General features: G+C 69.7%; 17 protein-coding genes. 9 read left to right on the top strand and 8 right to left on the bottom strand.

From position 1 onward, the window contains the following. Positions 1-23: 23 nt before the first annotated feature. The gene (locus tag G5C60_RS11120; RefSeq protein ID WP_165257562.1) at positions 24-1,217 is read right to left on the bottom strand and encodes an argininosuccinate synthase; all 1,194 of its coding nucleotides are present in this window, start codon (positions 1,215-1,217) and stop codon (positions 24-26) included. Positions 1,218-1,520: 303 nt separating this feature from the next. Between G5C60_RS11120 and G5C60_RS11115 the strand changes: the two genes are divergently transcribed. The 6 genes from G5C60_RS11115 (at position 1,521) to G5C60_RS11090 (ending at position 7,398) form a co-directional block, all read left to right on the top strand. Continuing rightward, positions 1,521-2,408 carry a hypothetical protein gene (locus tag G5C60_RS11115; RefSeq protein WP_165257559.1) on the top strand — a complete coding sequence of 296 codons (888 nt, stop codon included), beginning with the start codon at positions 1,521-1,523 and terminating at the stop codon, positions 2,406-2,408. A gap of 129 nt (positions 2,409-2,537) precedes the next feature. Then, the gene (locus tag G5C60_RS11110) at positions 2,538-3,125 is read left to right on the top strand and encodes a pyridoxamine 5'-phosphate oxidase family protein (RefSeq protein ID WP_165257556.1); all 588 of its coding nucleotides are present in this window, start codon (positions 2,538-2,540) and stop codon (positions 3,123-3,125) included. Positions 3,126-3,128: 3 nt separating this feature from the next. Next, a complete protein-coding gene (locus tag G5C60_RS11105) occupies positions 3,129-3,827 on the top strand; it encodes a L,D-transpeptidase family protein (RefSeq protein WP_165257554.1) in 699 nt (232 codons plus the stop codon). A 230-nt stretch (positions 3,828-4,057) separates the two neighbouring features. Next, positions 4,058-5,437, top strand: coding sequence for a ferric reductase-like transmembrane domain-containing protein (locus G5C60_RS11100; RefSeq protein WP_165257552.1), 1,380 nt, complete (start codon positions 4,058-4,060; stop codon positions 5,435-5,437). A 19-nt stretch (positions 5,438-5,456) separates the two neighbouring features. Then, entirely contained in the window at positions 5,457-6,605 is a 1,149-nt protein-coding gene (locus G5C60_RS11095; protein ID WP_165257550.1) for an FMN-binding protein, read from the top strand. Between the two features lies 1 nt (position 6,606). Beyond that, entirely contained in the window at positions 6,607-7,398 is a 792-nt protein-coding gene (locus G5C60_RS11090) for an FAD:protein FMN transferase (protein ID WP_165257618.1), read from the top strand. 106 nt (positions 7,399-7,504) lie between these two features. Here the strand turns inward: G5C60_RS11090 and G5C60_RS11085 are convergent, their stop codons facing one another. From G5C60_RS11085 to argC, 5 genes are read right to left on the bottom strand one after another with little or no spacing between them, the layout of a single operon-like run. Beyond that, positions 7,505-8,041, bottom strand: a complete 537-nt coding sequence (locus G5C60_RS11085; RefSeq protein WP_165257547.1) for an arginine repressor — start codon at positions 8,039-8,041, stop codon at positions 7,505-7,507. Between the two features lie 10 nt (positions 8,042-8,051). Beyond that, positions 8,052-9,263, bottom strand: coding sequence for an acetylornithine transaminase (locus G5C60_RS11080; protein ID WP_165257544.1), 1,212 nt, complete (start codon positions 9,261-9,263; stop codon positions 8,052-8,054). Continuing rightward, positions 9,260-10,216, bottom strand: coding sequence for an acetylglutamate kinase (argB, locus tag G5C60_RS11075; protein ID WP_165257541.1), 957 nt, complete (start codon positions 10,214-10,216; stop codon positions 9,260-9,262). Before argB ends, G5C60_RS11080 begins: the two co-directional genes overlap by 4 nt. Continuing rightward, positions 10,213-11,364 (bottom strand): bifunctional glutamate N-acetyltransferase/amino-acid acetyltransferase ArgJ, encoded by a 1,152-nt coding sequence (gene argJ, locus G5C60_RS11070; protein WP_165257538.1) that lies wholly within the window; start codon positions 11,362-11,364, stop codon positions 10,213-10,215. Before argJ ends, argB begins: the two co-directional genes overlap by 4 nt. Continuing rightward, positions 11,361-12,389 carry an N-acetyl-gamma-glutamyl-phosphate reductase gene (gene argC / locus G5C60_RS11065; protein WP_165257535.1) on the bottom strand — a complete coding sequence of 343 codons (1,029 nt, stop codon included), beginning with the start codon at positions 12,387-12,389 and terminating at the stop codon, positions 11,361-11,363. The genes argJ and argC overlap by 4 nt, the downstream gene beginning before the upstream one ends. Before the next feature lie 109 nt (positions 12,390-12,498). Here argC and G5C60_RS11060 point away from each other — a divergent pair, with 109 nt between their 5' ends. Together G5C60_RS11060 and G5C60_RS11055 are read left to right on the top strand one after the other, a co-directional pair. Continuing rightward, positions 12,499-13,239, top strand: coding sequence for a VOC family protein (locus G5C60_RS11060; RefSeq protein WP_165257533.1), 741 nt, complete (start codon positions 12,499-12,501; stop codon positions 13,237-13,239). A 148-nt stretch (positions 13,240-13,387) separates the two neighbouring features. Continuing rightward, a complete protein-coding gene (locus tag G5C60_RS11055; RefSeq protein WP_165257531.1) occupies positions 13,388-16,180 on the top strand; it encodes a glycoside hydrolase 5 family protein in 2,793 nt (930 codons plus the stop codon). Between the two features lie 39 nt (positions 16,181-16,219). Here G5C60_RS11055 and G5C60_RS11050 read toward each other — a convergent pair whose 3' ends face one another. Further along, a complete protein-coding gene (locus G5C60_RS11050) occupies positions 16,220-16,807 on the bottom strand; it encodes an ABATE domain-containing protein (protein WP_165257528.1) in 588 nt (195 codons plus the stop codon). Between the two features lie 89 nt (positions 16,808-16,896). Between G5C60_RS11050 and G5C60_RS11045 the strand changes: the two genes are divergently transcribed. Continuing rightward, the gene (locus G5C60_RS11045; protein WP_165257524.1) at positions 16,897-18,138 is read left to right on the top strand and encodes a SufS family cysteine desulfurase; all 1,242 of its coding nucleotides are present in this window, start codon (positions 16,897-16,899) and stop codon (positions 18,136-18,138) included. A gap of 50 nt (positions 18,139-18,188) precedes the next feature. Here G5C60_RS11045 and G5C60_RS11040 read toward each other — a convergent pair whose 3' ends face one another. After that, entirely contained in the window at positions 18,189-20,672 is a 2,484-nt protein-coding gene (locus G5C60_RS11040) for an alpha-L-arabinofuranosidase C-terminal domain-containing protein (RefSeq protein WP_165257521.1), read from the bottom strand. Positions 20,673-20,821: the final 149 nt, after the last annotated feature.

The raw sequence follows: 20,821 nt of genomic DNA, 5'->3' as shown, positions 1-20,821 counted from the left end.
CCCACCGCCCTTCAGCGGAGCGCTCAGGCCAGGTCGCGCTTCGCCGCGATCTTCGACGACAGGCTGTAAATGTCGATGAAGCCCTTCGCCGCAGACTGGTCGAACGAGTCGCCCGTGTCGTACGTCGCGAGGTTGAAGTCGTACAGCGACGACTCGGAGCGCCGGCCGGTGACGACGGCGCGACCGCCGTGCAGGGTCATCCGGATGTCGCCGGAGACGTGCTGGTTGGCCTCGTTGATGAAGCCGTCCAGGGCACGCTTGAGCGGGGAGAACCACAGGCCGTCGTAGACCAGCTCGCCCCAGCGCTGCTCGACCTGCCGCTTGTAGCGGGCCAGTTCGCGCTCGACGGTGACGTTCTCCAGCTCCTGGTGGGCCGTGATCAGCGCGATGGCGCCGGGAGCCTCGTACACCTCACGGGACTTGATGCCCACGAGCCGGTCCTCGACCATGTCGATCCGGCCGATGCCCTGGGCGCCGGCGCGCTGGTTCAGCTGCTGGATCGCCTGGAGGACGGTGACGGGCTTGCCGTCGATGGCGACCGGGACGCCCGCCTTGAAGGTGACGACGACCTCGTCGGGCTCACGCGGGAGCGCGGGGTTCTGCGTGTACTCGTAGACGTCCTCGATCGGGGCGTTCCAGATGTCCTCCAGGAAGCCCGTCTCGACGGCGCGCCCGAAGACGTTCTGGTCGATGGAGTACGGCGACTTCTTGGTGGTGGCGATCGGCAGGCCCTTCTCCTCGCAGAAGGCGATCGCCTTGTCCCGGGTCATCGCGTAGTCGCGGACCGGGGCGATGCACTTGAGGTCGGGGGCGAGGGCGACGATGCCGGCCTCGAAGCGGACCTGGTCGTTGCCCTTGCCGGTGCAGCCGTGGGCGACCGTGCTGGCGCCGTGCTTCTGGGCGGCGGCGACGAGGTGCTTGACGATCGTCGGCCGGGAGAGCGCCGAGACCAGCGGGTAGCGGTCCATGTAGAGGGCGTTGGCCTTGATCGCCGGGAGGCAGTACCCCTCGGCGAACTCGTCCTTGGCGTCCGCGACCTCGGCCTCGACGGCACCGCAGGCGAGCGCGCGCTTGCGGATGACGTCCAGGTCCTCGCCGCCCTGGCCGACGTCCACGGCAACGGCGATGACCTCGGCGCCCGTCTCCTCGGCGATCCAGCCGATGGCGACGGAGGTGTCCAGGCCGCCCGAGTAGGCGAGTACGACGCGCTCGGTCACGGGTTTCTCCTCACAGTGCATTCGCTGACATGCATGAGTATGCAGGAGCCTGCATGGTTCGTCAATCTCGGGCCCGCCGGGGAACACGCCGGAGAACACCCCGAAGAACATGGCGAACAAATCTCAGGTTTCGTTTGAACGAGGGAAACCGCTTTCCCGTATCTCCCGCTGAACGCAGGCGCCGCGTTTGTAAACCGCTGTACCGCTGTACCTCTGCACCGCTTGTACCGCTGTATCGCACAGACAGCACGCCGCCCGACTGACCACGGGCGGCCCAACCCCCGACCAGAGCGAGGCTTCCGCATGTCCAGGGCTCTCCCGAAGTACAACAAGCGCCGCGTAACGATGATTGGCGGCGCCGCCGCGGTGGTGTTGTCCGGTGCTGTGATCGCCGGATCGGCCTTGGCCGGAGAGACGTCGAACAACAACAGCGACCAGGCCGCCACGAAGGCGTCTCCCGGCACGGTGAACTGCCCGGCCGTCGAGGGCAGCCTGCCCGAGATCCCCGCCTCCGCGCAGGCCGAGGTCGACCGCAACCTCACGCTCCTCGACACCCAGGTCGATGAGGCCAACCAGCGACTGGTCGACACCGTCGGCCAGGGCGGATCCAACTTCGTCCAGAACGCCATCCTCGGCCCGCTGGAAGACAAGCGCATCGCCACGCTGAACCGCATAGAAACCGCGATCGGCCGCGCAGCCGAGAAGCCCGAAGGCCTCGAAGCCCTCGCGGCGTGCGAACTCAATGCGGGTGGGGCGGCCGAGGAGGAGCCGGCCGAGGCGGCGACCGGCGCGGCGGGCGAGAACGCGGGCGGCGCCGGAGCCGGAGACGCGGCCGGTGACGCCGGAAACGCGGAGGATGCCGGTGGAGCCGAGGACGCGGGCAACGCCGGCGCCGCGGGCACCATCAGCTGCCCCGAGGTCGAGTCGAGCCTCCCCGCCGAGATCCCCGCTTCCGCACAGGCCGAGGTGGACAGCAACCTCGCCCAGCTCGACACCCAGATCTCGGAGGCCAACCAGCGCCTTGTCGACACCGTCGGCCAGGGCGGCCCCAACTTCGTCCAGAACGCCATCCTCGGCCCGCTGGAGGACAAGCGCGTCGCCGCGCTCAACCGCATCGAGACCGCCATCGGCCGCGCAGCCGAGAAGCCCGAGGGCCTCGAAGCCCTCGCGGCCTGCGAGCTCAACCAGTAACGACACCGAGCAAGAACGACACCGAGTAAGCCCTCCGTGGCCGCCCCGAGCGCTGGGCCGGGGCGGCCACGGAGCCCGGGTGCACAATTCCTTAGACAGTCAAAAGAATTGCACCAATAATCGTTAGGTATGGGAAAGACTTACGAGCGCATAGACGGCCGACTGCGTACGTTCATCGAGGCGCAGCCCCTCTTCTTCACCGCGACCGCGCCCCTGTCAGGCGACGGCACGGTCAACCTCTCCCCCAAGGGTCTCAAGGGCTCGTTCGCGATCCTCGACGAACTCACCCTCGCCTACCTGGACTTCGCCGGAAGCAACGCCGAGACCATCGCCCACCTGCGGGAGAACGGCCGGATCACCCTCATGTGGTGCGCCTTTCAGGGCCCGCCGAACATCGTCCGCGTACACGGCCACGGGGAGCCGGTCTTCCGTGACGACCCGCGCTTCAAGGAACTCCTCACCCACTTCCCGGACATCGATCCGACCCCACACGGCCTGCGCGCGATCATCGTCGTGACGGCCGAGCTCATCCGCGACACCTGCGGCTACGCGGTGCCCTTCATGGCGTACGAGGAAGACCGCGAGCTGCACGCCAAGCGCTTCGCGCGGGAGGACGACGTGTCGCTGAACGCGTACTTCCAGAAGAAGGAGCACGTGGCGGCGAGCCTGGATGGGCTACCCGGGCTGCCGTTGCCCCTGCCGCCCCGTAGCGTCTGAGGCATGCGCCTCGGAGCCGCCGTCCTCGCGTCCGCGTCCCTCGTCGCCCTGACGGCCATGGCCCCCGATGCCCGGCCACCGCTGCCGGAGCGGATGGCGGACACGGGCGGCGGCTCGCAGCTCATCACCGCCCGGGCCGCCCGGACCTCCTCGACGACCGGCACGGTCACCTGGTGGGACCGGCGCGACGGCCGCTGGGTGAAGGCCGGCTCCGCGCCGGCCCGCTTCGGCGCGAAAGGGCTCGTCGAGGGCGGCTCCCGCAGGCAGGGCACGAACACCACACCCACCGGCCTGTACGACCTGCCGTACGCCTTCGGCATCGAGCCCGCGCCGAAGGAGACGACCGCCACGTACCGCCGGGTGCGCCAGAACTCCTGGTGGTGCCAGGACAACGACTCGCGCTCCTACAACCGCTGGGCCGAGCCGCGCCCGGCCGACTGCCGGGCGGCCGAGTCCGAGCACCTGATCTCGTACGGGAAGCAGTACGCGTACGCGCTGGTCATCGGCTTCAACTACGAGCGGCCGGTGCGTGGGCGCGGCGCCGGGATCTTCCTGCACGTCAACGGGCGTGGGGCGACGGCCGGCTGTGTGTCCGTGCCGCGGGACGCGATGCGGCGGATCCTGAACTGGGCGGATCCGGCACGCGGCCCGCACATCGCGATCGGGACGGAGAGCGGGCCGACCTCTATCGCCGGTTACTGAGTCGGTCACTGAACTCAGTCACTGAAGTCGGTCACCGAGTCAGTCACCGAGTCGAGTCGGTCACCGAGTCGGTCAGTGTGAAGTCGATCAAGGCATTCGCACCGCCACAGGGTTACCGCGAGTTGCTCCAGTTCACAGCTTGCTCCCTGGGCCGTTGAACAAGCTGCCGTCCCGGGACGTACCTCTGGGCCAAGGGCCACTCCCCCTCTCGCCAGTCCCACGGAGGAACCGTGAGTACGATCGCCGGCGGTCGCGCTGCGCGGCGCCAGACGTTGCGCCGTATCCGCCCTCGTCGCAACCCCGCCGTCCCGTTGCTGCTCGCCGTCTGGGCGGGCGCGGTGGCGGTGGTCTGGCTGTGGTGGAGCAACACACCGTCCATCGCCAACAACACGGACCGGATACTCAACGCCGGCCGGATCACCGGTCTGCTGGCCGGCTACCTGATGGCACTCGTGGTGTTGCAGATGGCCCGGGTGCCCGCGCTGGAGCGCCGGGTCGGCTCCGACCGCGTGGCGCGCTGGCACGCGATGAGCGGCCGCTACACGCTCAGTCTGGTCCTCGCGCACCTCATCCTGACGATGTACGGCTACGCGCTGCAGGCAGGCCTCGGATTCTCCGGGATCGTCCAGCAGACCATCGACTCGGTCAACACGCTGCCGGACATGGGCAAGGCGGCGATCGGCACGAGCCTGTTGCTGTTCATCGGCCTGATCTCCGCCGGCGGGATCCGGCGCAGGATCCCGTACGACACCTGGTACCACATCCATCTGCTCACGTACGCGGCGGTGTACCTCTCGTTCTGGCACCAGCTGTCCACGGGCAACGACTTCGCCGTCCAGCCCGCCGCGACCACGGCCTGGTACGCGCTGTACGGGACCGTGACCGCGCTGGCCCTCTGGTACCGGGTGCTCGTGCCGATCCGGCTCAACCTGCGGCACCGTATGCGGGTCGCGGACGTCGTCGAGGAGGCACCCGGGGTCGTCTCGGTGCTGATCTCGGGGCGGCGGCTGCACCGCATCGGCGCCGAGGCCGGACAGTTCTTCCGGTGGCGGTTCCTGGCGCCGGGCATGCGGCTCAGCTCGCACCCGTACTCCCTGTCGGCGGCGCCGCGCCCCAACATGCTGCGCATCACGGTCAAGTCGATCGGCGACCACAGCGCCAGGCTGCGCGAACTTGAGCCCGGTACCCGCGTATGGGCGGAGGGCCCGTACGGCGCGATGACCGCCTCCCGGCGCAGGAGCGGCAAGGTGCTGCTGATCGCGGGCGGTGTCGGAATCACCCCGATGCGGGCGCTGTTCGAGACGCTGCCCGGCTCGCCCGGCGATCTGACGCTGCTGTACCGGGCCAACAGCACCCAGGACCTGGCTCTGTGGGACGAGCTGGCCGCCATCGCCGACGAGCGCGGCGCCCGGCTCATGTACGCGGTCAACAGCCCGGACGGGGAGCGCCCCGACATCTCGGCGGAGACCCTGCGCAGAAAGCTGCCGGACGTCGACCGCCACGACGTTTTCCTGTGCGGGCCGCCCGGCTTCGCACAGCAGGTGTACGACGCACTCCGCGGCGCGGGCGTTCCGGCCCGCCGCATCCATCACGAGTCGTTCGAGATGTGAGCGACGGGAGTCAGGAGCGATGAAGAAGAGTCACCCCATTCGGCGTGCCGTGCTCGCCACCGCCGCCACCGTGTCCGGGATCGTGCTGGTTCTGTCGCTGAAGCCGGCGTCGGACCCGTCATCGTCCGCATCCGCGCAGGGCGGTGCGTCGCCACAGGGCGGCGCGCAGCAGTCGGCCGTCCAGGACGGCGCCGTCACCGGAACCGCGGCCACGACCGAGTACGGCCCCGTCCAGGTCCGCCTCACCATGGCGGGCGGCAAGATCACCAAGGCAGAGGCGGTCCAGCAGCCCAAGGGCGGACGCAGCGACCAGATCAGCGCCGACGCGATCCCCAAGCTCAACCAGGCCGCCGTCACCGCGGGCAGCGCCGACATCGACGCCGTCTCCGGCGCCACCTACACCAGCGCCGGCTACAAGAAGTCCCTCCAGTCCGCCATCGACAAGGCCGCCAAGGCCCCGGCCGGCGGCGGGTCGTCCTCCGGCTCGGCCCAGGCCCAGACGGCCACCGGAGACGTGGCCAAGACCGAGTACGGTCCTGTCCAGGTCCGCGTCACCATGGCGGGCGGCAAGATCACCAAGGCCGAGGCGGTCCAGCAGCCCAAGGGCGGACGCAGCGACCAGGTCAACGGCGACGCCATCCCCAAGCTCAACCAAGCCGCCGTCACCGCGGGCAGCGCCGACATCGACGCCGTCTCCGGCGCCACCTACACCAGCGCCGGCTACAAGAAGTCCCTCCAGTCCGCCATCGACAACGCCGCCAAGGCCAGCGGCGGTTCCGGCGAGACCGGTTCCGGACAGACGGGTTCCGGACAGGCCGGTTCCGGCAGTGGATCCGGCGAGACCGGTTCCAGTAGTGGCAGTGGCGGTGGCGGGTCCTCCGACGTGGCGGCCGACGCCCGCGTTGTGACCGGCAGCGTGTCCGACACGGAGTACGGCCCCGTCCAGGTCCGTATCACCATGACCGGCGACAAGATCACCAAGGCCGAGGCGGTGCAGAAGCCGACCGGCGGACGCAGCGACCAGGTCAGCGGCAACGCGGTCCCCAAGCTCAACCAGGCGACGGTCGCCGCGGGCAGCGCGGACATCGACGCGGTCTCGGGTGCCACGTACACCAGCGCCGGTTACAAGAAGTCCCTCCAGAACGCCCTGGACCAGGTCGGTGGCTGAGGTGGCGGAATCCGCGGAGGCGCCCCCCGCGGCGGTGCGCCACGCGGAGGAGGTGATGGGCACGGTCGTCTCGTTCGACGTGCGCGGTGGCGAGCCCGAGGCCGTCCAGACCGCGTTGGAGGAGGCGATCGCCCAACTGCATGTGGTGGACGCGGTGTTCAGCACATACAAAGAGGACAGCCAGGTCTCCCGGCTCGGCCGGGGCGAGCTGACCGTCGACGCCTGCGACCCGGAGGTCGCCGAGGTTCTCGAACTGTGCACCGAGGCCGAGCGGTTGAGCGACGGCTGGTTCAGCACTCAGTACGCGGGGGTCGTCGACCCGACCGGCCTGGTCAAGGGCTGGTCGGTCGAGCGCGCGGCCCGGCATCTCATGGCGGCCGGAGCGAGCGGCGTGAGCGTGAACGGCGGGGGCGACGTGCAGTTGCTCGGCACGCCGGGGCCTCAGCGGCCCTGGCGGGTCGGTGTCTCGGACCCGCTGCGCCCGGGCTCCCTCGCGGCGGTCGTCTCCGCGGCCGGCGCCGACGAACTGGCCGTCGCCACCTCGGGTTCCGCCGAGCGCGGCGTCCACATCGTGGACCCCGGCACCGGCAAGTCCGCGGTCACCGACCTGGTGGCCGTCACCGTGGTAGGCCCTCGTCTCACCTGGGCGGACGCCTGGGCGACGGCCGCCTTCGCGATGGGTTCCCGGCAGGCTCTCGCCTGGCTGGAGTCCCTGCCGGACGTCGAGGCGCTGCTCATCACGGCGGGCGACGAGGTCCGCTGCACGGGTGGGCTGGCCGCCCGGCTGGGGTAAGGCTTCAGCGGGTCATCGTGGTACGACAGGTGCCGGCCGTCCGTGGCTGGTCGCGCAGTTCCCCGCGCCCCTAAGGGGCGCGGGCGCGCCCCATACGAGACGCGGCTCAGTGGTTGTTCTGAGCCAACCGCAGCAAATGATCAGCCAGCGCCTGACCACCCGTCGGGTCACGGCTGATCAACAGCAACGTGTCGTCCCCCGCAATAGTCCCGAGAATGTCATGCAGCTCGGCCTGATCGATCGCCGAGGCAAGAAACTGCGCAGCCCCCGGAGGGGTCCGCAGGACCACGAGGTTCGCGGACGCCTCCGCGGAGATCAGCAGCTCCGCGGAGAGCCGCCGCATCCGCTCCTCCTTCGCCGACTCGCCCAGCGGTACGCGCGGGGTGCGGAAGCCGCCCTCGCTCGGTACCGCGTAGATGAGGTCGCCGTCGTTGTTGCGGATCTTCACCGCGTTCAGCTCGTCCAGGTCCCGGGAGAGCGTCGCCTGGGTGACGGTCAGCCCGTCGTCGGCGAGGAGCTTCGCCAACTGGCTCTGGGAGCGCACCGGTTGCCGGTTGAGGATGTCCACGATCCGGCGGTGGCGTGCGGTGCGGGTCTGCGGCACGGCAGGCCCGGCGTGCTCGTGATCCTGCGCCTGGCTCATCGTCGTCGTCTCATTCTTTGGCTCGTCCGTCCCCGTTGGCTACTGCGTCGAGAACGCCGGGCAGCACCCGGAGGAAGGCGTCCACCTCGTCGTCGCGCAGGTTCAGCGGCGGCATCAGCCGTACGACATCGGGGGCGGGCGCGTTCACCAGGAGGCCGGCGTCCTGAGCCGCCTGCTGCGCCTGGGGCGCGAGCGGCTCGGTGAGCACGATACCCAGGAGCAGGCCCGAGCCCCGGACATGGCCGATCATCGGGTGGGCCAGTGACTCGATTCCGTCGCGCAGCTTCTCGCTCGTCCGCTTCACGTTCTCCAGCAGACCCTCGGCCTCGATGGTGTCGAGGACGGCGAGTCCGGCGGCGCAGGCGACCGGATTCCCACCGAACGTCGTGCCGTGGTGGCCCGGCTTCAGCAGCTGGGCGGCGCGGCCGAAGGCGACGGTCGCGCCGAGGGGCAGTCCGCCGCCGAGGCCCTTGGCGAGGGTGACGATGTCCGGCAGGACGCCCTCGTGGGCCTGGTACTCGAACCAGTGCCCGGTCCGCCCGACGCCCGTCTGCACCTCGTCGAGGACGAGGAGCGTGCCGGTGGCCGCGGTGATGGCGCGGACCGCCTTGAGGTAGCCGGCGGGCGGGACGACCACGCCGTTCTCGCCCTGCACCGGCTCGACGACCACGAGCGCCGTGTCCTCGGTGACCGCGGCGGCCAGCGCCTTGGCGTCGCCGTACGGGACGTGCGTGACGTCACCCGGCAGCGGCAGGAACGGCTCCTGCTTGCCCGGCTGCCCGGTGAGCGCGAGCGCGCCCATGGTCCGGCCGTGGAAGCCGCCGTGCGTGGCGACCATGTGCGAACGCCCGGTCAGCCGGCCGATCTTGAAGGCGCCCTCGTTGGCCTCGGCACCCGAGTTGCAGAAGTACACGCGCCCATCCCGCCCGAAGAGCTGGAGCAGCCGTTCGGCGAGCACGACAGGAGGCTCGGCGACGAAGAGGTTGGAGACATGGCCGAGCGAGGCGATCTGCCTGCTGACGGCCTCGACGATCGCGGGGTGGGCGTGGCCGAGCGCGTTCACCGCGATCCCGCCGACGAAGTCGAGGTACTCCTTGCCGTCGGCGTCCCAGAGCTTCGTGCCCGCGCCGCGGACGAGGGGCAGCCGCGGCGTGCCGTAGTTGTCCATGAGCGCGCCCTGCCAGCGCTGGGTGAGCTCGGCGTTCGAAGCGTTGCCGGTCACGCGGCATCCCCCTTGTTCCTGTTGTTCCTGTCGTCCTCGTCCGGCACGACCATCGTGCCGATGCCCTCGTCGGTGAAGATCTCCAGCAGGATCGAGTGCTGGACCCGGCCGTCGATCACGCGGGCGGTGTTCACGCCGTTCCGCACGGCGTGCAGGCAGCCCTCCATCTTCGGGACCATGCCGCTGGCCAGCTCGGGAAGCAGCTTCTCCAGTTCCCTCGCGGTGAGGCGGCTGATCACCTCGTCGGAGTTCGGCCAGTCCTCGTAGAGGCCCTCGACGTCCGTGAGGACCATGAGGGTTTCGGCGCCAAGTGCCGCAGCGAGTGCCGCAGCCGCCGTATCAGCATTGACGTTGTAGACATGTCCGTCGTCCTGGGAACGGGCGATCGAGGAGACCACCGGGATCCGGCCGTCCGCGAGCAGTGCCTCGATCGCGCCTGTGTCGATTGCGGTGATCTCGCCGACCCGCCCGATGTCGACCAACTCGCCGTCGATCTCGGGCTGGTGCTTGGTGGCGGTGATGGTGTGCGCGTCCTCGCCGGTCATGCCGACGGCGAGCGGCCCGTGCTGGTTGAGCAGCCCGACCAGTTCGCGCTGCACCTGTCCGGCCAGGACCATGCGTACGACGTCCATGGCCTCCGGAGTGGTGACCCGCAGGCCCGCCTTGAACTCGCTCTCGAGGCCGTGCAGATCGAGCTGCGCGTTGATCTGGGGGCCGCCGCCGTGCACGACGACGGGCTTCAGGCCCGCGTGCCGCAGGAAGACGACGTCCTGCGCGAAGGCGGCCTTCAGCTCCTCGTTCACCATGGCGTTTCCGCCGAACTTGATGACGACGATCTTGCCGTTGTGCCGGGTCAGCCAGGGCAGCGCCTCGATGAGGATCTGGGCCTTGGGCAGTGCGGTGTGCTTCCGCGTCACATTGTTCGCACTACTCGCATCGCTCGCATTGCTCATGACGAATACGCGCTGTTCTCGTGGACGTAGTCCGCGGTGAGGTCGTTGGTCCAGATCGTGGCGGTCTCATCGCCTGCCGCGAGGTCGGCGACGATATGGACCTCGCGGTAGCGCATGTCGACCTTGTCGCGGTCCTCGCCGACGCCGCCGTTCTTGCAGACCCAGACGCCGTTGATGGCGACGTTCAGCCGGTCGGGCTCGAAGGCGGCCGCGGTCGTGCCGATCGCGGACAGGACGCGGCCCCAATTGGGGTCCTCGCCGTGGAGCGCGCACTTGAGGAGGTTGTTGCGGGCGATGGAGCGGCCCACCTCGACGGCGTCGTCCTCGGTCGCGGCGTTGATCACCTCGACCTTGATGTCCTTGCTGGCGCCTTCGGCGTCCCGGATGAGCTGCTGCCCGAGGTCGTCGCAGACCGCGCGTACGGCTTCGGCGAACTCCGCGTATTCCGGGGTGACTCGGGAGGCGCCGGAGGCGAGCAGCAGGACGGTGTCGTTGGTCGACATGCAGCCGTCGGAGTCGACGCGGTCGAAGGTGACCTTCGTGGCCGCGCGCAGCGCCCTGTCCAGTACATCGCTCTCCACGTCGGCATCCGTCGTGAGGACGACGAGCATGGTGGCGAGGCCGGGAGCGAGCATCCCGGCGCCCTTGGCCATCCCGCCGACGGTCCAGCCGTTCCCCTCGACAACCGAAGTCTTGTGGACGGAGTCGGTGGTCTTGATGGCGATGGCTGCCTTCTCGCCGCCGTGCTCGTTCAGGGCGGCGGCGGCTGTCCCGACTCCGTCGAGCAGCTTGTCCATCGGGAGCAGTACGCCGATGAGGCCGGTCGAGGCGACGGCGACCTCCCCGGCGTTGTGACCGAGAACCTCGGCGACCTTCTCGGCGGTGGCGTGCGTGTCCTGGAAGCCCTTGGGTCCCGTACAGGCGTTGGCGCCACCGGAGTTGAGGATCACGGCGGAGACGAGGCCGCCCTTGACGACCTGCTCGGACCACAGCACCGGCGCGGCCTTCACACGGTTGGAGGTGAAGACGCCCGCGGCGGCCAGACGGGGCCCGTTGTTGACCACGAGGGCGAGGTCCGGGTTGCCGTTCTCTTTGATGCCTGCTGCGATGCCGGAGGCGGTGAAGCCCTGGGCAGCGGTGACACTCACGGTGCGACTCCGATCGTGGAAAGACCCGTGTCCTCGGGCAGCCCGAGGGCGATGTTCATGCTCTGCACCGCGCCGCCCGCGGTGCCCTTGGTCAGGTTGTCGATGGCGCTGATCGCGATGATGCGCTGTGCGGCCGCGTCGTACGCGACCTGGATCTGAACGGCGTTGGAACCGTAGACGGACGCGGTCGCGGGCCACTGCCCTTCCGGCAGCAGGTGTACGAAGGGCTCGTCGCCGTAGGCCTTCTCGTACGCGGCGCGCACGGACTCGGCGGTGACGCCGTCCCGGGCCTTGGCTGTGCACGTGGCGAGGATGCCGCGTGGCATCGGGGCGAGGGTCGGCGTGAAGGAGACGGTGACCGGCTCGCCTGCTGCCGCGCCGAAGTTCTGGATCATCTCGGGGGTGTGCCGGTGGACCCCGCCGACGCCGTACGGCGACATGGAGCCCATGACTTCACTGCCCAGCAGATGCGGCTTGAGCGCCTTGCCCGCGCCCGAGGTCCCGGAGGCGGCGACGATCACGGCCTCGGGTTCGGCGAGCCCGGCCGCGTACACGGGGACGAGCGCGAGGGAGGCGGCGGTGGGGTAGCAGCCGGGTACCGCGATGCGCTTGGACCCCTCCAGCGCGGCGCGGCCACCCGGCAGTTCGGGGAGGCCGTACGGCCAGGTCCCGGCGTGCGCCGAGCCGTAGAACCTCTCCCAGTCGCCCGCGTCCTTCAGCCGGAAGTCGGCCCCCATGTCCACGACGAGAACGTCCGGACCGAGCTGCTCGGCGACGGCGGCGGACTGCCCGTGGGGCAACGCCAGGAAGACGACGTCATGCCCGGCGAGCACGTCGGAGGTGGTCTCCTGGAGCACCCGGTCGGCCAGCGGCAGCAGATGCGGCTGCAGCGCACCGAGGCGCTGACCCGCGTTCGAGTTGCCGGTCAGAGCGCCGATCTCGATCTCGGGGTGTGCCAGGAGCAGTCGCAGCAGTTCCCCGCCCGCGTATCCACTCGCTCCAGCCACCGCCGCACGTACCGCCATGGAACCCTCCTCTAGATGGCATGACTATACGTTTCGCCGCACGTTTATGCAATCCAGATGGTGGCAGGGTGCGGATGTCGCTGCAGAGCGGGCGCCTAGGATCGCCGCCATGGCGCTGCGACCTGTTCACGTGAACATAAAAGCTCTTGATGCCTCGGCGGTCGGCCGGTTCTGGGCGGAGGCGCTCGGCTGGAGTGCCTACAGCGCCGGCGTGACCACCTACGTCGGACCAGAAGGTGGCCTCGTCTGGCCGGACCCGGTCGTCCTCGGCATCGACGTCGTTCCCGTCCCGGAACGCAAGACACCGACGAAGAACCGTGTGCACCTCGATCTCGCCACCACCTCTGCGGCCCATCAGGCGGACCTGATCGCGCGTCTCCACTCTCTCGGTGCGACGCCCGCCCACGTGGGCCAGGGCAACGTGCCGTGGACGGTTCTCGCCGACCCCGAGGGCAACGAGTTCTGCGTGCTGGAGCCCCGGGAGATCTACCGGGACACCGGGCCGATCGCCGCGGTGGTGGTCGACTGCGCGGATCCACGGGCCGTGGCCCGCTTCTGGGACGAGGCGATGGACTGGACCCTGCACGAGGTGACCGACGATCACGCGGTGTTGCGCTCCGCCAAGGGTGTCGGCCCGTATCTCGAGTTGCTCCGCACGCCCGGCGTGAAGACAGCGCCGGACCGCGTCCACCTCGACCTGCTGCCGTACCCCGGTGACGACAAAGCGGCGGAGGTGGCCCGGCTGCGGGCCCTCGGCGCCACCGACCTCGACATCGGCCAGGGCGACGTCCCGTGGACGTGCCTGACCGACCCGGAGGGCCACGAGTTCTGCGTCCTCGCCCAGTCCTGACGCGGAGCCTTGATTCCACGCTCGCCCCTGGAGCGGTTCAGGGTTGCTCTCCGTCCGCAGAAGGAGACGTTCCCCGAGGTGGCCCCAGGGATCGGCCCCTTCGTACGCACGACGCCCGTGGCCCCGGCCGCGTGGTCCGCTGGATCGCATGGCGATGGACAGGCGTACGGCGGTGAAGGTGATGGGGCTCGGTTCGCTCGGGTTCGGTTCGCCGGGGTTCAGGAGTGGCCCGGAGGCGCGTAGGGCGGCGATCACGGTGCAGGCCGAGTCGGCCGTCCGTACCAACATGCCGACGGCCCGGGATCGCCGGGCCTCGGGCGGCGCGTTACTCGCGCTGGCGACCGCTCGACGTCCGCCGGAGCGGGGCTGGTACGCGACGTACGAGGTGGACGTTCCCGCCGAGGGACCGTACCGGCTGGCGGCGGTGGCCACGGTCCCGGTCGAGCAGCCGCACATCGAGGAGGTCGGCTCCTACTTCAAGCTCGCGGTGGGCGACGCTCCCCCGCTGCCGGTCGCCCGCTCACAGCCGTACTGGTACGAATCCGCGCCCGCGTGGGGCGATCTCTCCGAACTCACTCTGGGCGTCGTCGAGTTGGCGCGCGGCAGGAACACGATCACCTTCGTCGTCGACGAGCCGACCGTCCTGTCCGACGCCACCGGGTACCGCTTCCTCCTCGACCGGTTCACGCTGACGCCCGTGCACCGCGTCGCACCGCTCGGCATCCACCTCGGCGACCCGGCCCACAACCTGGGTACATACCGGGGCGACGAGCCTGGACTCCCTCAGCTCACCTTCGCCTTGGAAGGGCGCACGGAACGGCCCCGCACGCTGGCCTTCACCGTCACCGACTACTTCGGCAACGAGGTCGCGCGAGGGCGGGCGACCGTCCCGGCCGGCAGGACACAGGTATCGATCACGCTCCCGGAACTGCGCCAACTGCCTCCGGGCCACTACCGGGTGACGGCCGCCGGCATCACCGGCTGCTTCGCGCGACTGCCCGGGCGACGGCCCGTCACCGGCCCCGGCAACCGCTTCGGCGTCAACAGCTACGTCTTCTCCCTCGTACCGCCCTCCCGACTGGACGCCTTCGCCGCCGCGATGAAGGACATGGGCGCAGGACACGTACGCGACGGAATGGCGTGGCCCGCCGCCGAGCCGCGCCCAGGCACGTACGACACACGGCTGTACGACACCGTGCGGCGGGCCTTCCACCGCCACGGGCTCGCCACGCTCGATGTACTGACCACCGCCCCGGAGTGGGCGATGACGGAGGCCTCGCTGCCGCTGACCGCCGATCTGCGGGACACGTACCGCTACGCCGCCCATCTGGCCGCCGCCTCGCCCGACGCGGTCCAGCTGTCGAACGAGCCCGACGTCGACACGACCAGTTCCACCGGCGACCAGCACGCGGCCTTCGTCAAGGCGGCCGCGCTGGGGATCGCGGATGCGGGGCCGTCCACCACGGTCACCGTGCTGCCCGGCATCGCCGACGCGGGCAGCTACTTCCAGATCCTGATGCTGCAGAACGACGTGGCCCGCTACGCCGACGCCTGGGGCTTCCACGGCTACCCGGATCCGAGCGACCAGGCCGATCCCGACGTCCCCGAATCGACCGACGTACAAAGGGAGTTGCGCCGTCTGTACGGGGCCGCACGGCTGCCGATGTGGATGACCGAGTCCGGGATCTTCCTCAATGCGCGGCCCGGCAGCGATCTCACCCCCGCGCAACAGGCCGTCCAGGCCCGCTATCTCGTCCGCGCGACGGTGGGCAGCCTGGCGGCCGGGACGGGTAAGCAGTTCTGGTTCGGCGCGCCGCCGATCCACGACGAGGGCGTGTACTTCGGGCTGCTCAGCCGCGACTTCCAGCCCTGGCCCGCCTACAGCGCCCACGCCGCGCTCACCTCACTGCTCGGCGAGGCGCGTTTCGTGGAGCGGCTGTCCGACGCGTGCCACGTCTTCGCGGACGGGGCCGGGCGACACGTCACGGTGGCCTGGGCAACGGCGGCGGAGGAGGTGTCGGAGGTCGAGATTCCGGTGGTGTCTGGGGTGACGGCCGAGGTGTACGACATCATGGGCCGCCGCGTGGGGACGGTCGGGCCCGAGGGCCGGGTGAAGGTCTCGCAGAACCCGGTCTATGTCGTACAAGAAGGCATAGAAGCCATAGAAGACATAGAAGGCATACAGGAAGCGGAGTCGGAGGAGGACCCGGACTCCCGCCCCGCCACCCGGAACCTGTCCGCCGCCGAGCACATCGTGCTCAGCCAGCGCTTCGACCTCGCGAACGCCGCACCCAACAAGGCTGACGGCGACGCCGAACCGCCCCTCGGCTACCGGCTGTCCACCACGACCCGGATGGCCGTCGACGTCTACAACTTCAACGCCGCGCCCCAGACAGTCGATGTGACCGGCCAGGCCTTCGGCGGCTGGACGGTACGGCCGACCCGGCCAGCCCGCCCGAAGGGCCGGATCACCGTGCCGCCCAAGGGCCGTACGAGCGTGGAGTTCACGGTCGTCGCCGGGGAGGGAGTGCGCCGGGGCGTGGACTACCCGCTCGTCTTCGAGGCGTCGATCCGCACCGCGGACGGCGAGCGTTCCGTCCCGCCCTCCGTCTCCCGCATCCAGCGCAGGTCCCGCAGGCGCGGCAGGCCGATCCCGCTCGCGCCCTCCGTCGACCGGCTCACCCCGGCCGACGGAACCACGGTGGACGGTCCCGACGTACGGGTGGAGGCCCGGATCACCGACGCGCTCTCGGGCGTGGACGCGGCGCGCGTCGACGTCGAGGTGGACGGGCGACGCGCGCCCTGCCACTACGACCCGGCCACCGGACGACTGACGGCCGCCCTGCGCCTTCGGCCGGGTCGCCATGAGATCTGGGTCCGGGCGTACAACAGGGCACACGCGCCGGCCCGGGCATCCGTTTTGGTGACGGTGCGCGAATAGCCCTCCGCTGCCCTCCGCCACCCCTACTGCCCTTGCCCTTCACCGCCCCTTGCGAGCCGCATACGCCCGTGCCGCCCGCACCCGGTTGCCGCACTTCGTCGTGCACCAGCGGCGGGCCGCGTGCGAGCGCAGGAACCAGCGGACGCAGCCCTGGGCGGCGCACTCCGTGAGCTGGCCGGCCTCGGAGCCGGTGAGGAGTTCCGTGGCGTCCTCGGCGAGGAGGGAGAGCGCGGCGGCGGCCGGGTTGCCGGTGTCGGGTTCGTCGGCGCGGTGCGGGCCCTCGGACGTCCAGGCGAGTCGTGGCGTCGAAGGGGCCGCCGCCAGCGCGGAGTTGAGGGTGTCGAGGCTGTCCCCCGGCGGCAGGGCGTGCGCGCCGCACGCCTCGAACAGCGAACGCAGTGACTCGCGCAGCCCGAGGAGCCTGCCGAACTGCCGCCCGTTCAGCGCCACCCGGTCCGGCAGCAGCTCATGGCGTACGAGCCACAGGTGCGCGGCCTCGGTGTCGTCGAGCAGGTCGACCGTGCCGTGGCTCAGCGTAAAACGCGTGTTGACCAGGGCGAGCGAGACATAGCGCTCCTCGCCGGGGACCTGGAGCTGGTGCAGGTAGTGGGGGGCGTCGTGATCCACGGTCTCATGCTAACGCTTGCGATTCTCCGTGAGGAAGCCTAGCGTTCCTCACGGCAAACAACGCACGAACCCGTGAGAGGTGTATCGCCGTGGCCTTCGATGTGGACGCGCTCCGCAAGGACTTCCCGATCCTCGAACGCACGGTGGAGAGCGGCGCCGGGCTCGTCTATCTGGACTCGGGGGCCACCACGCAGAAACCGCTCCAAGTTCTCGACGCCGAGCGGGACTTCTACCTCACGCACAACGCGGCCGTGCACCGCGGCGCCCACCAGCTGGCGGGCGAGGCGACGGAGGCGTACGAGAACGCGCGCCGCACGATCGCCCGCTTCGTCGGCGCCTCCGCGGACCGGGCCGACGAGATCATCTTCACCAAGAACGCGACGGAGGGCATCAACCTCGTCGCGTACGGGCTCGGCAACGCGCGCCGTATCGGCCCCGGCGACCGCATCGTGGTCACGGAGATGGAGCACCACGCGAACCTGGTGCCCTGGCAGCAGCTCGCCGAGCGCACCGGCGCGAAGCTGGACTGGTTCGGGCTCACCGACGAGGGCCGTCTCGATCTCTCCCGTATCGACGAACTGCTCGACGAGCGCACGAAGGTCGTCGCGCTGACGCATCAGTCGAACGTCCTGGGCACGGTCAACCCCGTACGCCTGATCGCCGATCGAGCGCACACGGTCGGCGCGCTGGTCGTGGTGGACGGCGCGCAGTCCGTCCCCCACCGGCCCGTCGACGTACGCGAGTCGGGAGCCGACTTCCTCGCCTTCTCCGGGCACAAGATGCTCGGTCCGAACGGCGTCGGCGTGCTGTGGGGGCGGCGCGAACTCCTCGCGGATCTCCCGCCGTTCCTCACCGGCGGCTCGATGATCGAGGTCGTCGAGATGGACCGTGCGAGTTTCCTGCCGCCGCCCCAGCGGTTCGAGGCGGGTGTCCCGATGGCGCCGCAGGCGGTGGGCCTAGCGGCTGCCGTCGACTATCTCCAAGCCCTCGGCATGGACGAGGTCGCCGCATACGAGGACACCCTCACGGCACGGGCGCTGGAGCTGCTCCAGGAGATCCCGGGCGTACGCGTCATCGGCCCGCGCGACCTCACGGACCGCGGCTCGGCGGTCTCCTTCACGGTCGACGGCATCCATCCGCACGACGTAGGCCAGGTGCTCGACGAGCGGGGCGTCGCGGTCCGCGTCGGCCACCACTGCGCCCGCCCGATCGTGCGGCGCTACGGGGTCCCGGCGACGACACGGGCGACGTTCTACGTCTACAACACGCCGGAGGAGGTCGACGCGCTGGCCGAGGGCGTACGGGCGGCTCAGGCTTACTTCGGCGCCTGAGCACCGACACCTGAGCCGCCCGCCGGATCACCTCGTCCGGACCCTTGCGATCACCTCTCCTTGATCCTCAGGAAGGTGACCGAGTTGGCCGGGAAGGTGTACGTGAACTTGTCGGCGACTCCCTCGAAGGTGGACCTGACGGGGGCGACGGGCGTCTCCGTCTCGCTGTTCACCGCGTCGGGCGCGGCCTTCAGCGTGGTGACGGCGGCCTTCTTCGCCGTCTTCAGCCCGCCGAGGTCGACGGCCGTACGGGCGTCCGCCGCCTGGGCGTTGACCACCTTGACGATCACGTCACCGCTCTTCGCGTCCCGCGTGACGACCTGCCGGAACGGCTCGGCCGGCTTGTCGTCGGTGAAGCTGCCCCATTCCTTGCCGTCGAGGTAGAGGGTCACCTGACGGCCGCGCACCTTGATGTCGATGTCGTACGCGCGGCCCGTCTCGACCGACCCGGCCTTGGTGATGAGCGTCCCCTTGCCGCCGTCCACGGCCTGTTCGACGGCGGACTGGGTGTTGTTCCAGCCGCCCAGGTTCCACCAGTAGTAGTTCCCGGTGTCCTTGACCCCGAAGGCGACGAGGAAGCCCTCCTTGCCGGACTTCTTGGTGGCCTTCACATGCAGGTCGTAGTCGTGCCATGACGGATCGCCCGCCGACACCATGGTGTTCTCGGCGGCCTCGTCGGTCTGCACGTACTGCCCGTCCTGGACGCTCCAGCTGCCGCCGCCCGTGTGCGTCCACTTCGAGGCGTCACCGGAGAAGTCGTCACTGAGCAGCGTCGAACCGTCCGCGCCGGTCACCAACACATCGTCGTACGCGGCGCTGGTCGCCCAGGTCGAGAGGCCGACGGCGCCCGAGATGGGACCGCTCAGCGACGGTGTGCTGGTGGCCCTGGACGGCACGACCCGGTCGCCGACGTTGCGCATGAACAGCTTCTGGACCTCGTAGTTGGCCGAGTTCCAGGAGGCGTGGTTGTTGAACCAGATCATGTCGGGGCGCCACTGCACGTAGTCCTCGTTGGCGAGCAGCGGGGCGTACGAGGCCAGCTTCACGATGTCCGCGTTGCGCTCCAGGCCGGTCATGAACGCGGCTTCGGAGAGGGCGTTCTTGAAGGCGTTGCCTTGGGAGGCGTACTCGCCGAGGAAGACCTTGGGGCCGTTCCTGTCGTACGAGTCGTAGCGGTCGTTGTTCTGCAGGAACCACTGCGGGCTGTTGTAGTAGTGCTCGTCGACCATGTCGACGTTGCCCTCGCGGTTCAGCTTCCAGGCCGTGTCGAAGGTCGAACCAGTGTCGTCCGGACCGGAGTTGGAGATGACGGTGATGTCCGGGTACTTCGCCTCGATGGCCGCGCGGAACTGCTTGAAGCGGGCGAAGAACTCGTTCGGCAGGTTCTCCTCGTTGCCGACGCCGAGGTGGGTGAGGTCGAAGGGCTTCGGGTGGCCCATCTGCGCCCGCTTCTTGCCCCACTCGCTGGTCACGGGCCCGTTGGCGAACTCGATCAGATCGAGGGTGTCCTGGATGTGCCGCTTGAGGAGCGCGTCGTCGTCGGTGGCCTTGTTCTGGCCGCAGCCGGTGACGAGCGCGGGGACGACGGGCAGCGGCATCGCGCCGATATCCTCGGAGAACTGGAAGTACTCGTAGTAGCCGAGGCCGTAACTCTGGTTGTAGCCCCAGAAGTTGGCGTTGGTCGCGCGCTGCTCGACGGGGCCGATGGTGTCCTTCCACTGGTACGAGCGCTTGCGCTGCCAGCCGGAGGCCTCGTCGTATCCCTCCATGCTGCCGGTGTTGACCAGGCAGCCGCCCGGGAAGCGGACGAAACCGGGGTCCAGGGCGGCGATCTTCTCGGCGAGGTCCTTGCGCAGGCCATGGCCCTTGTACGTGTCGCGCGGCAGGAGCGAGATCATGTCGAGCGCGACCGGTCCTGCGGCGGCGACGGTGAGGCGGCCGGTGGTGCTCGTGCGGGTCGCGGTGAACTTCGCCTTGTACTTGGCCCAGCCGCCGCGCGCGGTGACCCGGCGGGCCTCGGCGAGCGTCCCGTCGGCGTCGGCCAGGGTCACGGTGAGGGCGGAGGCCTGGTCGGCGCGGGCCCAGACCGAGAAGTCGTAGACCTTGCCCTTCTCGACCGAAATCCCGGTGTTGTAACCGGAGTTGGTGACGGACGAACCGCCGTCGAGGGTGAGGTAGGTGCGGTTGCGGGCGTTGAGGCGGCCGTCGTCGTTCACGGCCTTCGCGGTACCGGAGGCGGCCCAGGAGGTGAGGGGCGTGTACGAGGCGTTGTCGGCCGTCGAGTACTCGAACGACCGGTTCTGTACGAGCTCCGAGTACAGGCCGCCGTCCGCGGCCCGGTTGATGTCCTCGAAGAAGACGCCGTACATCGTGTCGTCGATCTTCGCGCCCTTGGTCTTCGGGTCGACGGTGATCGCATAGTCGGTGGTGTCCTCGGCGGCGGCGTTCCCGGGGGCGGCCGGGACGAGGAGCGAGGCGGCCATGATGCCGGTGGCCGTCAGGGCGAGTCTCCAGCGGGTGCGGGTGCGTGACATGGATACTCCGCGGCTCTTGGATGATTCGACATTGATCGTTCAAATTGTTCGAAATATCGGACAGTGATCAACACTTCGAACGGCAAGATAAGGAGGGGGCTGGAGTGCGTCAATGGTTTGCACAGGACACGTCAGGGAGGCGGAACGGC

Source organism: Streptomyces scabichelini, from assembly GCF_011045015.1.
Classification (GTDB): Bacteria; Actinomycetota; Actinomycetes; order Streptomycetales; family Streptomycetaceae; genus Streptomyces; species Streptomyces scabichelini.
The sequence above is the reverse complement of the archived record's forward strand: the minus strand, read 5'-3'. Positions and strand labels throughout refer to the sequence as shown.

Bases quoted from the DNA above. Each gene is read 5' to 3' on its own strand.
- G5C60_RS11115 (WP_165257559.1), top strand. From the start codon at position 1,521: ATGTCCAGGGCTCTCCCGAAGTACAACAAGCGCCGCGTAACGATGATT.
- G5C60_RS11110 (WP_165257556.1), top strand. From the start codon at position 2,538: ATGGGAAAGACTTACGAGCGCATAGACGGCCGACTGCGTACGTTCATC.
- G5C60_RS11105 (WP_165257554.1), top strand. From the start codon at position 3,129: ATGCGCCTCGGAGCCGCCGTCCTCGCGTCCGCGTCCCTCGTCGCCCTG.
- G5C60_RS11095 (WP_165257550.1), top strand. From the start codon at position 5,457: ATGAAGAAGAGTCACCCCATTCGGCGTGCCGTGCTCGCCACCGCCGCC.
- G5C60_RS11085 (WP_165257547.1), bottom strand. From the start codon at position 8,041: ATGAGCCAGGCGCAGGATCACGAGCACGCCGGGCCTGCCGTGCCGCAG.
- argB (WP_165257541.1), bottom strand. From the start codon at position 10,216: ATGAGCAATGCGAGCGATGCGAGTAGTGCGAACAATGTGACGCGGAAG.
- argC (WP_165257535.1), bottom strand. From the start codon at position 12,389: ATGGCGGTACGTGCGGCGGTGGCTGGAGCGAGTGGATACGCGGGCGGG.
- G5C60_RS11060 (WP_165257533.1), top strand. From the start codon at position 12,499: ATGGCGCTGCGACCTGTTCACGTGAACATAAAAGCTCTTGATGCCTCG.
- G5C60_RS11055 (WP_165257531.1), top strand. From the start codon at position 13,388: ATGGCGATGGACAGGCGTACGGCGGTGAAGGTGATGGGGCTCGGTTCG.
- G5C60_RS11040 (WP_165257521.1), bottom strand. From the start codon at position 20,672: ATGTCACGCACCCGCACCCGCTGGAGACTCGCCCTGACGGCCACCGGC.